Here is a 13653-nt window from a genome sequence, read left to right as displayed (position 1 = left end):
GCACAGTGACCGAGACATACCATATGAGGTAGGCGGGGGAGCGAGCACCGCGCAACGAAGCAGACGACCTCCACAGCCGCTTTTAACCCTTGACGCGGGTGGAATACTCGCCGGTCCGGGTATCGATGACGATCAGTTCACCCTCTTCGATGAAGGGGGGAACCCGCAGCACGTAGCCGGTTTCCACGGTGGCCGGCTTGGAGTCGTTACCGGAGGTGTCTCCCTTGACCCAGGGATCGGTCTGGGTGACCCGCAGGTTGATGAAGTTGGGCAGGGTGACGCCGATCGGCTTGTCGCCGAAGAGCAGCACCGACACCTTGGTGTTTTCCAGCAGGAAGTTCTTGGCATCGCCCACGGCATCCTCCTCCATCACCACCTGCTCGTAGCTCTGCTGGTCCATGAAGGTGTAGTGGGTTCCCTCCTTGTAGAGGTACTCCATGTCCCGCTCGTCCATGCTGGCAGGCTCGAAGTTCTCGCCGGAGCGGTAGGTGCGGTCAAGGGTGATGCCGCTGATCATGTTCTTCATCTTGCACTTGTAAAGGGCCTGGCCCTTGCCGGGCTTCACGAAATCGAAGTGGGTGACCACGTAGGGATCGCCGTCGATGATCAGCTTGATGCCTTTTTTCAGGTCTGCAACGGACAGCATGGGAATCTCCTTGCTAGCGAATGGAATAGAAACGCAAAACTCATGCGCTCCATAAAAGGGCTCCGCGCATGAGTTTGGATATGTCGTATGAAACGGCTTTACTTGGCCCGGTAGGTAATGCGGCCGCGGCTCAGGTCGTAGGGGGAAAGTTCAACCGTCACCTTGTCGCCGGGGAGAATCTTGATGAAGTACTTGCGCATCTTGCCCGAGATATGGGCCAGCACCACGTGGTCGTTCTCCAGTTTGACCCTGAACATGGCGTTGGGCAGCGGTTCGATCACCGTGCCTTCAACTTCGATCGCTTCTTCTTTGCTCATGCAGCAGATGCTCCTGTCTGTGGGGGGCTGTAAATCCGCTGGACACTGTACTGTTATTCAGCGGTTATTGCAAGTGTTAACATGCAGGTAGGTCGCTGGAACGCTGCTTGCGGTTGAAGACGGAAGCGAGACATAGTATAAGCAGCCTCCGGCACGCTGTCGTGCCGGCATCCACCCTAAGGAGAACCATTGGTACCATGGCAGCAGACCAGCAGTTCCCGGCGGCAATCGTCGCCATCATCGTTGAAGAAATCGGCCTCACGCACGCCCAGGTAGCCAACACCGTCGCCCTGCTGCAGGAGGGAGCCACGGTGCCGTTCATCGCCCGCTACCGCAAGGAACAGACCGGTGAACTGGATGAAGTGCAGATCCGCACCATTGAAGACCGCCTGACCTACCTCAACGAGCTGGAGGCCCGGCGAGCAGCCATTCTTGCCTCCATTGCCGAACAGGGGAAACTGACCGCGGAGCTGCAGGCCCGTATCGCGGCGGTGCGCCAAAAGACCGAGCTTGAAGACCTCTACCTGCCCTACAAGCCCAAGCGCCGCACCAAGGCCACCATTGCCCGGGAGCGGGGTCTGGAGCCGCTGGCGGATATTATTGTGGCTCAGGAGTTGACCGTTGGTGATCCCCTGCAGGTTGCCGCCCCCTTTGTCGATCCGGAGCGGGAGGTGCCCAGCCCCGAAGCGGCCCTGGAGGGGGCCGGCCATATCCTGGCCGAACGGCTTGCCGACGATGCCGATGCCCGTGCCATGGTGCGGCGGCTCACCTGGGAACAGGGGATCATGACCACCAGGGTGGCTGCGGACAAGAAGGAGCAGGTCACCAAGTTCGAGATGTACTACGACTACCGGGAACCGCTGAAGGATATCCCCTCCCACCGGATGCTGGCCATGCGGCGGGGGGAGAAGGAGGAGGTGCTGTTCCTCTCCCTGGAGGCCCCCCAGGAGGAGATCCTGGCCGGGCTGAAGCATCGCCTGATCAGGGGCAAGAGTATTTTCGGCGCATTTCTGGAAAAGGTGGCCGAGGATGCCTACAAGCGGCTCATCGCCGCCTCCATTGAAGGGGAACTGCGCCTGCAGGCCAAGGACCGGGCCGACGAGGCGGCCATCACGGTCTTTGCCCGCAACCTGCGCAACCTGCTGCTGGCGCCGCCGGCAGGGGGCAAGCGGGTACTGGGGATCGATCCGGGGCTGCGCACCGGCTCCAAGCTGGCGGCGGTGGATGAAACCGGCCGCTTCCTGGAGCATGTCACCATCTACCCCCACACCGGCGCCGGACGGGTGGAACAGGCTGCCAGAGAGCTGCTGCGGCTGGTGGAAACCCACGGCGTGGCCATGGTGGCCATCGGCAACGGCACCGCCGGCCGGGAGATGGAGCAGTTTGCCCGCGAAACCCTGAAGAACCTGAACCGGCAGGTGGGGGTGGTGATGGTCAGCGAGGCCGGGGCCAGCGTCTATTCCGCCTCGGAGATCGCCCGGGAGGAGTTTCCCGACCTGGACCTGACCGTGCGGGGGGCCATCTCCATTGCCCGCCGTTTGCAGGACCCCCTGGCGGAACTGGTGAAGGTGGACCCCAAGAGCATCGGGGTGGGGCAGTACCAGCACGACGTCAACCAGACCATGCTCAAAAAGAGTCTGGACGATGTGGTGGAGTCCTGCGTGAACTACGTGGGAGTGGATCTGAACACCGCCTCCTGGGCACTGCTTTCCTACGTGGCCGGGGTGGGACCGGCCCTGGGCAAGGCCATGGTCCGTCATCGCGACGAGCAGGGCCTGTTCGGCTCCCGCAGGGAGCTGCTCAAGGTCCCCCGCTTCGGGGCAAAGGCGTTCGAGCAGTCGGCCGGCTTCCTGCGCATTCGGGGAGGGAGTCATCCCCTGGACAACAGCGCCGTGCACCCGGAGCGCTACCCCCTGGTGGAGCGGATGGCGGCCGACCTTCAGGTGTCGCTTGAAGAACTGGCGCAGAACCCCTTGCTGGCCGAGCGGATCGACCTGAATCGCTATGTCGGTGACGGGGTGGGGCTGCCCACCCTGCGGGACATTGTGGAGGAATTGAAGAAACCGGGGCGGGACCCCCGTCAACAGTTCGCCACCGCCGATTTCCGGGACGATGTCCGGGAGATCGGTGACCTTGCGGAGGGGATGATCCTGCAGGGGGTGGTGACCAACGTCACCGCCTTCGGCGCCTTTGTGGATATCGGGGTCCACCAGGACGGGCTGGTGCATGTCAGCCACCTGGCCAGCCGCTTCATCAAGGACCCCAACGATGCCGTGTCGGTGGGACAGGTGGTCAAGGTCAAGGTACTGTCCGCCGACCCGCAGCGCAAGCGGATCGCCCTCTCCATCAAGGAGGCCGAGGGGGGAGGCGGTGGCAAACCGGCCCGGCAAAAGCCGGAACAGCCGACGACACCGGCGCGGAAGCCGGATCTGGCTGCGGCCATGGAACGGGCGGGTTTCCGGGTGAAGCGCGGTCAGTAAGGAAGGGCGAGGGCCAGCCACCAGGCCGCCGCCACCAGGAGAGCGCTTCCCAGGGCCAGCAGCAGGTGCAGCACGGGACCGGGGCGGCGGTGGCGGATCAGCAGCAGGCCGGCGGGCAGTCCCAGCAGGAACCCGGCCAGCAGGCCGAACAGGTGGGCCCCCAGGTCGGTGTGCTCCCCCTCGCTCCCCAGCAGCACCAGCAGGGCCAGGGCCGCCGCCACCGGCAGTAGTCGCCGCCGGCGCAGGTGGTGGCGGTAGCGGATGGCACTGATGGCCGCCAGGATGCCCACGGCACCGAACACGGCGGTGGAGCCCCCCACCGAGCGGTGGTCCGCGTTCTGCAGCCAGGCGTTGGCCAGGTTACCCAGGGTTCCGGCGGCCAGGATCAGGCTCCAGCCCAGGCCGGAGCCCGTCTCGCGGCAGAGCAGCAGCACGAACAGGCCGCCGATCACCAAGTTGCCCAGCAGGTGCTGCAGATCGGCATGGAGGGTTAACGCGGTCACCAGCCGCCACCACTCGCCGTCGCGGATCAGGTCGGCCTGGGCCATGCCCAGCTGCAGCCAGTCCGGGTAGCGTCCCTGGATGATCAGATAATCGGCCCGCACCAGGTTGTGGAAGGCGGCCAGCAGCAGGAGTACCGAGAGGGTGGAGTAAACGGTACCGCCCGGGGGGCGGGAAACCGGCGGGGCAGGGGGCCAGTGACGGTTTTCCTCTTCAAAGCGGCGCAGTTCGTGGAGCGCATCCGCCAGCCGTTCCTCCGGCACCAGCACCACCAGCATCCCTTCCCGGCGGATCAGACGGTAGGGGATGTCGCGGGAGGCCAGCACCAGGGACCAGATCCGCCGCACCTGACCGGTCCCGTCGGCAATAACCTCCTCCGGCTCCAGCAGGCGCCACGGCCCTTCTTCCGGGATGTCCGGAGCCTCCCTGCTCACGACCCATCCCCCTGGCGACCGCCCCCTTGGGAGCCGTGCCGCATGCTCCGCATCACGAGGTCACGGTAGTCACCCGGATGGCGGGCGGCTGATAGTCGGCCGGCAGGTAGTCGGCCGGTATGGTGGTCCCATTGCCGTCCCGCAGGGTGCTGTAGTGGGGCGACATGATCTCCACCCCGGCCTCGTTGAAACGGTCCTGGATGTTTGCATGCAGCGTGGAGTAAATCGTCGCCATGGCCGACGGGGCATCGGTGTAGACGTTCAGCTCATAGCTCACCGAGAAGTCGTTCAGCGCCGTCTGCAGGACAAACGGCTGGGGATCGGCCAGTATCCGGTCCGTTGAGCGCGCCGCGGCCTGCAGCAGCTCGTGGACCCGGCGCCAGGGCACATCATAGCCGATGGTGACCGTGGTGTGCAGAATCAAGCGGGCAGAGGAACTGTAATTGGTGATATGGCTGCCCAGCACCATGGAGTTGGGCACCGTGATATCGACATTCTTGGCGGTACGGATACGGGTCACCAGCAGGGTCTTCTCGATCACCTCGCCCATGGTGTCGGCGATCCTGACTTGGTCTCCCACGGTGAAGGCCCGCATGTAGGTCAGGATCACCCCGGCCACCACGTTGGCAATGGCCGATGACGAACCCAGCGAGAACAACACTCCCAGAAAAACCGATACCCCCTTGAAAGCAGGCGATTCAGAGCCGGGCAGATAGGGGAAGGCCACCACCACCGCAAAGGCGATGATCAGGAAACGGACAATTTTGAAGCTGGGCATGGCCCAGTCGGGGTAGAAGCCGGGCAGGGAGATGGTCTGCTTCTCGACTTCATGAAACAGGAACCTGCTGAAGCGGATCACGTACCAGGTGCAGACCGTGATCACCAGGATGAAGAAGATATTGGGCAGATAGGCCGTAACCCCCTGCCAGACCTTGACCACCGGCGTTTCTATATAACCGAACAGGCGGGCTGCCATCCCCTCCGTCATCGGGAAGAAACTCAGGACCAGCGGGACGTAGAGGTACAGAAGCCCCAGCACCAGCAGCAGCCGGACAAAGCGGATGCCGGACAGCAGCAGAGCCACGATCCGGTCTTCATGCAGGAATTCGATGGACTGAAACCGGATCGAACGGATCAGGCGGCCTTTCCAGGAGCCGATCAGGGACTCGAGCCGCGGGACCGCCCGCTTGATCCCCACCAGCAGCAGAACCAGAAGTAAGGTGATCCCCATGGCCTGTGCCGTGCCGACCAGCAGGTTTTGGGTGCTTCGTTCCGAGCGGTAGGCCGTCACGGCCGTTCTGATCGTTTCGGCATACTGCCGGGCCAGTTCCTGGCGGGTGCTGCCGGTGCCCCTGGCATCGGCAGCGGTCACGTTCATCAGTATCCGGTCATCCAGTACGATGTCGCTGGTGGTTTCGGTCTCCACCACCGCGATCCGGTCCACCGGCAGCAGCCGATCCCTGCTCAGTTTGTCAAGGCGCTCCGAGATGGTGCGGGCCCGTTCTTTGGGCGTGAAGGAAAGCATGCCGGAGGTAATGGTCAGCACCGGTTTGCCGTCAAGCAGTACCGGCTCCGCCACCGACTGCGAAGGTGCGGCTGCCGGTGCCGCCGGAGCGACGGCCGCTTTGGGCGCAGGCGCCGCACGGCAGGTTCCTGCCGTTGTCAGCAGGAACAGAAGCAGGGCGGCCAACTGTTTGATTGTCATGTCTCGGTTCCTCGTCTGCTACACGGCATCAGGGACAGGTGTGCGCGATTGTGCGCATCATGGCGGTAACTGTATCACAAGATCAGCAAATGCAAAGCCTGATGCCGAACGGCTTCCGGGGATGCGGGGTGACAAACAGCTGGCGGAACCTCCCGTGGCGGGGGCGGCGCAGGGAAACTTAGGGACATCCCGGTCTTGCGCGGTCGTCCCCGGCCCACTCGTTGCCATGCGTCCGTTGCCCGTGAGACGGCTCTGGGTTGACATTGCCCTCCACCCCCTGTACAGTAACGCCATATTACCCAAGATTGTTCCAGGAAGATCACGAGTACCGACAAATGTTCGTAAGCCCCGGAAACCCTTTCGGGGCTTTTTCGTGTGGAACAGAGAAAGAAGAGTAGTCAATGCCGTTTCAGTTGTTCAGTTTTCATCCCAAGGTGGTAGCCGGCGTCAAGGCGGCCGGTTACGCCACCCCTACGCCGATCCAGGCCCAGGCGATTCCGAAGATCATGGCCGGCCATGACCTGATGGGGCTTGCCCAGACCGGCACCGGCAAGACCGCCGCCTTTGCCCTGCCGATCCTGCACCGGCTGATGCAGGGACCGCGCAAGCAGGTGCGCGCCCTGGTGATCGCCCCCACCCGGGAGCTGGCCGAGCAGATCAACGACAGTATCCAGGAGCTGGGAAGCCAGACGCGCCTGAAGAGCATCACCGTCTACGGCGGGGTAGGAGTAAATCCCCAGGTGGAGAAGCTCAAAAACGGGGTTGAAATCGTGGTGGCCTGTCCCGGCCGTCTGCTGGATCACATCAACCAGGGGACCATCGATCTCTCCAGCCTGGAGCTGCTGGTGCTGGACGAAGCGGACCAGATGTTCGACATGGGGTTTCTGCCCGATATCCGCCGCATTCTCAAGCACCTGCCGGCCCAGCGTCAGACCCTGCTCTTTTCCGCCACCATGCCGCCGGAGATCCGCGGCCTGGCCCGGGAAATCCTGCGGGACCCGGTGACGGTGCAGGTGGATACGGTGGCCCCGGCGGCCACGGTGACCCATGCCCTCTATCCGGTGGCCCAGCACCTGAAGACGCCGCTGCTGATGCAGCTCCTCCAGCATACCGACACCGGGTCGGTGCTGATTTTTACCCGCACCAAGCACCGTGCCAAGCGGCTGGGGGAGCAGCTTGAAAAAGCCGGCTACACGGCGGCCTCGCTGCAGGGGAACCTGTCCCAGAACCGCCGTCAGGCCGCCATGGACGGCTTCCGTAGCGGCGCCTTCCAGATCCTGGTGGCCACCGACATTGCGGCTCGGGGCATCGACGTTTCCCAGGTATCCCACGTGATCAACTATGATATTCCGGACACCACTGAAGCCTATATCCACCGGATCGGCCGCACCGGCCGTGCCGCCAGGAACGGTGATGCCTTCACCCTGGTGACCGACGAGGACACCGCCATGGTGCGGGCCATTGAAAAGACCCTGGGCAGCGCCATCGAGCGACGCACCGTGGCGGGGTTCGATTACAACGTGCAGGCCCCCCGCAAGGACGAGGAGTTTGCCCGTCCTCCCCGCCCGCCGCGGCCGCAGCCAAAGGCGAAGAAAGAGGTGGCAGGGCAGGGAAGCGGGCAACCCCGTTCCGGTCAGCAACCGGCAAAGCAGGGAAGACCGGCCGGCACGAGGCCGTCAAGCCCCGGCGCAGGTCGGCAGCAGCAGCGCTCCAGAACGCCCCGGTAGAGTCTGACTACTCGCTAAAGGCAGATATATGATCCATCTTTCCAACATCACCAAACAGCACGGCTCCCAGGTACTGTTCCGTGACGCCAGCTTCCAGATTCTGCCCGGCAGCCGTACCGGGCTGGTGGGGCCCAATGGTGCGGGCAAGACCACCCTGTTCCGGATCATCACCGGTGAGGAGGAGCCGGGCAGTGGCGAGATCACCCGGGCCAAACGGACCACCATCGGCTATTTCTCCCAGGATGTGGGGGATATGGCCGGCCGGAGCGCCCTGGAAGAGGTGATGGCCGGCTCGGCCGAGACCATGCGGCTGGCAGCGGCGTTGAAGGAGATGGAGGCCGCCATGTGCGAACCCCGCTCCGACGACGAGATGGCAACGCTATTGGAGCGCTACGGTGAGGCGCAGGAAGAGTTCGAGCACCGCGGCGGCTACGACCTGGACACCCGCGCCCAGACCGTGCTGACCGGCCTGGGCATCGGCCCTGACCGCTTCAACCATCCGGTGGAGTCCTTTTCCGGCGGCTGGAAGATGCGGATCGCCCTGGCGAAAATCCTGACCCTGAAACCGGACGTGCTGCTTCTGGATGAGCCGACCAACCACCTGGATGTGGAGTCCATTGTCTGGCTGGAGGAGTGGCTGGCCGATACCTTTGACGGCGCGCTGCTGATGACCAGCCACGACCGGGACTTCATGAACCGGATCGTTAGCCGTATTGTGGAGGTGGCCAACAGAACCGTCACCACCTACGGCGGCAACTACGACTTCTACGAGCGGGAGCGGGAAATCCGCCGGGAACAGTTGCTGGCCAGTCACAAGCGGCAACAGGAGATGCTGGCCAAGGAGGAGGAGTTTATCGCCCGTTTCGCGGCCCGGGCCTCCCATGCGGCCCAGGTGCAGTCGCGGGTCAAGAAGCTGGAGAAGATCGAGCGGATCGAGATCCCGGCAGAGGAGCGGGTGGTGCGGTTCGAGTTCAGCGAGCCGCCCCGCAGTGGCGACGACGTGGTGATCATGGAGAACCTGGCCAAGGAGTGGCCCCTGCCGGACGGCGGGGTAAAGCCGGTTTTCTCCGGGGTTTCCGGCATTATCCGCCGCCAGAGCAAGGTGGCGGTGGTGGGGGTGAACGGCGCCGGCAAATCCACCTTTTTGAAGGTGCTGGCCGGCCAGACCGAGCCGACCTCCGGCAACGTTGCTTTGGGGGCCAACGTGGAGCTGGGCTACTTCAGCCAGCATGCCATGGAGATTCTCGATCCCAGGCGGACGGTGTTCGAAACGGTGCAGGCGGCGATGCCGCTGGCCAACCGCGGGGTGATCATGAACCTGCTGGGAGCCTTCCTGTTTTCCGGCGATGCGGTGGACAAGCGGATCGAGAACCTCTCCGGCGGGGAAAAGAGCCGGGTGGTGCTGGCCACCCTGCTGGGGCGGCCGATCAATTTCCTGGTGCTGGACGAACCGACCAACCACCTGGATATCCGGTCCCGGGAAATGTTGCTGGATGCTCTGCAGGGCTTCAGCGGCACCGTGGTGCTGGTCAGCCACGACCGCCACTTCCTGCGCAGCCTGGTGGACCGGGTGCTGGAGGTGGACCACGGCGAGATGCGTGCCTACGAGGGGAATTACGAGTACTATTTGGAAAAATCGCCGCACCGTGTGCACTGACGTAAGGCCCGTTTTTGCGAGCTTTTTCGGCTGTTGGTGCTGGTTGTCGGAGCATCCGGGGGCAAAAATGGTTTGAATGTCACGAAAAAAATGTGGTAAAGTGCCCACCCCTCACATCCAGACGGTACTTCCGGTGAGGTTCGGGGTCGTGCGGAGCTTTCCGCAGCACGGTCCCCTGATGCAGACCGGAGGCGTATTCCATGCGGAACAGACTGTATCCCTGGCTGAAAAAGCTGTCCACTCCCGTCACCATCATGTTGGTGCCCCACACCCGTAGCGGGGCGATCAACCTCAAGTTGCCCCTGGCCGTGCTGGGTCTGTTGGGGCTCTTCGTGGTGGTCGGCATCGTCTATACCTTTTCCCTGACCGTCCATGCCGTTGATTACCTGGTGATGAAGCATAAGTACGAGGCGATGAACGGCCAGTTCCAGGCCCTGCAGGGAACCATGCAGTCGCTCAGGCAGGCTGACAGCGAACTGCGGCGACTGCTCTCCGGCGGTTCCCGGAGCAAGATCCTTGATGAGGTGCGCCCGCAAAAAAACGATGGCTCCGTTGATCTGGAGGAGTTGAAACGCCAGGTTGAGGAATCGATGCAATCGGTGGCCGGCATCAGACAGTATCTGGCACAGCAGCGGGACCTGCACCGTGCCACTCCCCAGGGATGGCCGGTTGACGGAACGTTCACCTCCGGCTTCGGCATGCGGGAGCATCCGCTGCAGGGCAGCCAGCGCTTTCACAGTGGCGTGGATCTTTCCACCCAGCGGGGAACGCCGGTCATGGCCACGGCCGACGGTATCGTCAGCGTGTCCGGTTACGGCAAGGGCAACGGCAATGTGGTGGTGATCGAGCACGGTCACGGCTTCAGCACGGTCTACGCCCATAACGACCGCAATGCGGTGCGGGTGGGGCAGACGGTCAGGCGGGGTGAGGTGATCGCCTACGCCGGCGCCACCGGCGCCACCACCGGCGTGCATGTGCATTACGAGGTCTGGCGGAACGGCCGGCCGATCAATCCCTCGGATACCGTTGCCCGCGCACGGTAGCCAGTCAGGAGCATTCCGGCATGTTCAGTTCGAAGCAACCCAAGCTTGAGATCATTATCGGCCAGGAGTCGGCGGTCAAGGGAGATATCATCTCCAAGGGAACGGTACGGATCGATGGCGGGCTGGAGGGTAACATCACTGCCGATTGCGTGATCATCGGTGAAAAAGGGGTGATTACCGGCGATGCGGTGGTGCGCCAGATGGTGGTTGGCGGCAGGATGGTCGGCACGATCCGGGCGTCGGAGACAGTGGAGATCCAGCGGACCGGCGACGTACGCGGCGATCTCTTTTCCACACGGCTGTCCATTGCCGACGGCGGACGCTTTGAAGGACGCTCTTCCATGCATGCTTCCAAGGAGATCGGCTACAGGGGCGGAGTCGTGGAAGCAGCGTAATTCCTGAAAATCATGCGGCTGGACTGAACCAGCACAGCGGCCCCCGGCAGCACAGCCGGGGGCCGCTTGCCGTTTGCGGGTCAGGCCGGCAGCAGAAATCTGCCCACATAGTTTTTGGAAAACTGGTAGGCGGTTCGTCCGCACCGTTTGCTCTTTTCCTGGGACCACTTGATCGCTTCGCGCTCAAGCTCCTTGGTCCAAGGGATATCGACTTTGCGGTCCCTGGCTTCACGGGCGATGCAGAGCCGGACGGCATCAACGTAGCGGTCCTGGGAAAAGGCGTAGAAACCGACCCAGAGTCCGAAACGGTCGGACAGCGATACTTTTTCCTCCATCGCCTCGCTCTGTTGCAGTTCACCCCGTACAAATTTACCGCCGATATGGTCCGATTCATACTCCGGCAGCAGATGACGGCGGTTGGAGGTGACGTAGATCAGCACGTTTTCCGGTGGTGAGTAGACGGAGCCGTCAAGGGCGCTTTTCAGCATCTTGTAGCTCAGCTCGCCCACCTCGAAGGTCAGGTCGTCGCAGAGCAGGATGAAGCGGTACGGCTCATTCTCCACGGCGCTGAATATCTCCGAAAGGTAGATCAGGTCTTCCTTCTCGATCTGGATAACCCGCAGTCCCTGGGGGGCAAAGTGATTCATCAGGGCCTTGACCAGCGATGATTTGCCGGTTCCCCGGGAGCCCCAGAGCAGGGCGTTGTTGGCAGGGAGCCCCAGCAGAAACTGACGGGTGTTGTGCAGCATGACCTCTTTCTGCTCGTCTACCCCCAGCAGCTCGTCCAGGGTGGTGGTATCGGTTATGCGTACCGCTTCAAGGTAGCCGGAAAAGGAGTGGCGCCGCCAGTTGGCGGCATAGCAGCTGCTCCAGTCAACGGGAGCAATGGCACGGGGCAGCAGCATTTCAACGGAGCTTAAGACCCGCTCCAGGCGGGCGACGACTTCAGGTTTCAGGTTGAACATAATGCTCTCTTTACAGGGATGAAATAAAGAGCCCCCGGCCGGAATCGCCAGGGGCTCTCGCGTATGTCAGTGTCCTTGGCTACAGGCCAAGCTGCTTGAAGAAATCGTTCCCCTTGTCGTCCACCAGGATGTAAGCCGGGAAGTTTTCCACTTCGATCTTCCAGACCGCTTCCATGCCCAGTTCCGGGAAGTCGATGCATTCCACCTTCTTGATGTTTTCTTCAGCCAGGATGGCTGCCGGGCCGCCGATGGAGCCCAGGTAGAAGCCGCCGTGCTTCTTGCAGGCGTCGGTTACCTGCTGGCTGCGGTTCCCCTTGGCGATCATCACCATGGAGCCGCCGTTTGCCTGGAGCAGATCCACGTAGCTGTCCATCCGTCCGGCGGTGGTGGGGCCGAAGGAGCCGGAGGGCTTGCCCGCCGGGGTCTTGGCCGGGCCGGCGTAATAGATCGGGTGGTTTTTCAGGTAGTCGGGCAGCGGCTTGCCACTATCCAGAATCTCCTTGAACTTGGCGTGGGCGATGTCGCGGCCCACCACGATGGTGCCGTTCAGGAGCAGGGCGTCACCTACCTTCAGCTTGGTCAGGTCGGCCAGCACGTCGGCCATGGGGCGGTTCAGGTCGATCTTGGTGCCGTGCTCGTGCTTGGCCATGCGGTACTTCTCCGGCAGCAGACGCCCCGGATCGCGGTCCAGTTCTTCCACAAACAGTCCGTCGCGGGTGATCTTGGCCTTGATGTTGCGGTCCGCGGAGCAGGAGACCGCCATGCCCACGGGGCAGGAGGCACCGTGGCGGGGCAGGCGGATGACCCGCACGTCGTGGGCAAAGTACTTGCCGCCGAACTGGGCGCCGATCCCCAGTGTATAGGCTGCCTCCAGCAGTTCCGCCTCCAGGGCGGTGTCGCGGAATGCCTGGCCGTGGGCGTTGCCTTCGGTGGGCAGGTCGTCCAGGTAGCGGGCCGTGGCCAGTTTGACGGTCTTCATGCAGGCGTCGGCGGAGGTGCCGCCGATGACAAAGGCTATGTGGTAGGGGGGGCAGGCGGCGGTGCCCAGGTACTTCATCTTTTCCACCAGGTATTTCTTGAGGGAAGCCGGGGTGAGTAGCGCCTTGGTCTCCTGGTAGAGCATGGTCTTGTTGGCGGAGCCGCCACCCTTGGCCATGAACAGGAACTTGTAGGCGTCGCCGTCACAGGCCATGATGTCGATCTGGGCCGGCAGGTTGGTGCCGGTGTTTTTCTCTTCATACATGTCCAGGGCCACGGTCTGGGAGTAGCGCAGGTTCTCCTCGGTGTAGGTGCGGTACACCCCTTTGGAGATATACTCCTCGTCTTTGCCGCCGGTCCAGACCTGCTGTCCCTTCTTGGCGACGATGGTGGCGGTGCCGGTGTCCTGACAGAGGGGCAGCTCGAACTTGGCCGCCACCATGGCGTTACGCAGGAAGGCCAGGGCAACTCCCTTGTCGTTCATGGATGCCTCGGGATCGGCCAGGATTTTCGCCACCTGCTCGTTGTGACCGGGGCGCAGCAGGAAGGAGACATCCTTCATCGCCTCGTTGGCCAGCACGGTCAGAGCCTCGGGATCGACCTTCAAAACGTCCTTGCCGTCGAATTGTGCAACGGATACGTACTTTTCAGAGCCTGCCACCTTGCGGTAGGGGGTGCTGTCCTTGGCAAGGGGGAACGGCTCCTGATAGAAGAATTCGGGGGTTGCCATGGTGCGGTGCTCCTTTCCTGTGATGTGAAATAATACCGTATACAATCAAAATCCCGTGCATCATATTGAAAACCG

At 62.8% G+C, this 13653-nt stretch carries 11 protein-coding genes; 5 read left to right on the top strand and 6 right to left on the bottom strand.

The window, feature by feature from the left end:
• Positions 1–82: 82 nt before the first annotated feature.
• Complete coding sequence (efp, locus tag RAK07_RS07870; RefSeq protein WP_305732285.1) at positions 83–646, bottom strand: elongation factor P; 564 nt, start codon at positions 644–646, stop codon at positions 83–85.
• Positions 647–744: 98 nt separating this feature from the next.
• Positions 745–963 carry a translation initiation factor IF-1 gene (infA, locus tag RAK07_RS07865; RefSeq protein WP_149210216.1) on the bottom strand — a complete coding sequence of 73 codons (219 nt, stop codon included), beginning with the start codon at positions 961–963 and terminating at the stop codon, positions 745–747.
• Positions 964–1160: 197 nt separating this feature from the next.
• On the opposite strand from infA, the gene RAK07_RS07860 reads away from it, so the two are divergent.
• Positions 1161–3443, top strand: a complete 2283-nt coding sequence (locus RAK07_RS07860; protein ID WP_305732284.1) for a Tex family protein — start codon at positions 1161–1163, stop codon at positions 3441–3443.
• Here the strand turns inward: RAK07_RS07860 and RAK07_RS07855 are convergent.
• Both RAK07_RS07855 and RAK07_RS07850 read right to left on the bottom strand, forming a co-directional pair.
• Positions 3437–4378 (bottom strand): rhomboid family intramembrane serine protease, encoded by a 942-nt coding sequence (locus RAK07_RS07855; protein WP_305732283.1) that lies wholly within the window; start codon positions 4376–4378, stop codon positions 3437–3439. The two genes, RAK07_RS07860 and RAK07_RS07855, sit on opposite strands and share 7 nt — an antisense overlap.
• A gap of 52 nt (positions 4379–4430) precedes the next feature.
• Positions 4431–6083, bottom strand: coding sequence for a mechanosensitive ion channel family protein (locus RAK07_RS07850; RefSeq protein ID WP_305732282.1), 1653 nt, complete (start codon positions 6081–6083; stop codon positions 4431–4433).
• A gap of 401 nt (positions 6084–6484) precedes the next feature.
• Between RAK07_RS07850 and RAK07_RS07845 the strand changes: the two genes are divergently transcribed.
• The 4 genes from RAK07_RS07845 (at position 6485) to RAK07_RS07830 (ending at position 10905) form a co-directional block, all read left to right on the top strand.
• Entirely contained in the window at positions 6485–7810 is a 1326-nt protein-coding gene (locus RAK07_RS07845; RefSeq protein ID WP_305732281.1) for a DEAD/DEAH box helicase, read from the top strand.
• 28 nt (positions 7811–7838) lie between these two features.
• Positions 7839–9467 carry an ABC-F family ATP-binding cassette domain-containing protein gene (locus RAK07_RS07840; protein WP_305732280.1) on the top strand — a complete coding sequence of 543 codons (1629 nt, stop codon included), beginning with the start codon at positions 7839–7841 and terminating at the stop codon, positions 9465–9467.
• Positions 9468–9667: 200 nt separating this feature from the next.
• On the top strand, positions 9668–10510 hold the full coding sequence (locus RAK07_RS07835; RefSeq protein ID WP_305732279.1) for a M23 family metallopeptidase: 843 nt from the start codon (positions 9668–9670) through the stop codon (positions 10508–10510).
• 20 nt (positions 10511–10530) lie between these two features.
• Positions 10531–10905, top strand: a complete 375-nt coding sequence (locus RAK07_RS07830) for a bactofilin family protein (RefSeq protein WP_305732278.1) — start codon at positions 10531–10533, stop codon at positions 10903–10905.
• An 80-nt stretch (positions 10906–10985) separates the two neighbouring features.
• Here the strand turns inward: RAK07_RS07830 and RAK07_RS07825 are convergent, their stop codons facing one another.
• Both RAK07_RS07825 and RAK07_RS07820 read right to left on the bottom strand, forming a co-directional pair.
• Positions 10986–11870, bottom strand: a complete 885-nt coding sequence (locus tag RAK07_RS07825; RefSeq protein ID WP_305732277.1) for an ATP-binding protein — start codon at positions 11868–11870, stop codon at positions 10986–10988.
• A gap of 79 nt (positions 11871–11949) precedes the next feature.
• Entirely contained in the window at positions 11950–13578 is a 1629-nt protein-coding gene (locus tag RAK07_RS07820; protein WP_305732276.1) for a fumarate hydratase, read from the bottom strand.
• Between the last annotated feature and the right edge of the window lie 75 nt (positions 13579–13653).

It is taken from the genome of Trichlorobacter ammonificans, assembly GCF_933509905.1.
In the GTDB taxonomy this organism is placed as follows: Bacteria; Desulfobacterota; Desulfuromonadia; order Geobacterales; family Pseudopelobacteraceae; genus Trichlorobacter; species Trichlorobacter ammonificans.
Note: the sequence above shows the minus strand (reverse complement) of the source record. Positions and strands in the feature narration are given on the sequence as shown.

Bases quoted from the DNA above. Each gene is read 5' to 3' on its own strand.
- efp (WP_305732285.1), bottom strand. From the start codon at position 646: ATGCTGTCCGTTGCAGACCTGAAAAAAGGCATCAAGCTGATCATCGAC.
- infA (WP_149210216.1), bottom strand. From the start codon at position 963: ATGAGCAAAGAAGAAGCGATCGAAGTTGAAGGCACGGTGATCGAACCG.
- RAK07_RS07860 (WP_305732284.1), top strand. From the start codon at position 1,161: ATGGCAGCAGACCAGCAGTTCCCGGCGGCAATCGTCGCCATCATCGTT.
- RAK07_RS07850 (WP_305732282.1), bottom strand. From the start codon at position 6,083: ATGACAATCAAACAGTTGGCCGCCCTGCTTCTGTTCCTGCTGACAACG.
- RAK07_RS07845 (WP_305732281.1), top strand. From the start codon at position 6,485: ATGCCGTTTCAGTTGTTCAGTTTTCATCCCAAGGTGGTAGCCGGCGTC.
- RAK07_RS07840 (WP_305732280.1), top strand. From the start codon at position 7,839: ATGATCCATCTTTCCAACATCACCAAACAGCACGGCTCCCAGGTACTG.
- RAK07_RS07835 (WP_305732279.1), top strand. From the start codon at position 9,668: ATGCGGAACAGACTGTATCCCTGGCTGAAAAAGCTGTCCACTCCCGTC.
- RAK07_RS07830 (WP_305732278.1), top strand. From the start codon at position 10,531: ATGTTCAGTTCGAAGCAACCCAAGCTTGAGATCATTATCGGCCAGGAG.
- RAK07_RS07825 (WP_305732277.1), bottom strand. From the start codon at position 11,870: ATGTTCAACCTGAAACCTGAAGTCGTCGCCCGCCTGGAGCGGGTCTTA.
- RAK07_RS07820 (WP_305732276.1), bottom strand. From the start codon at position 13,578: ATGGCAACCCCCGAATTCTTCTATCAGGAGCCGTTCCCCCTTGCCAAG.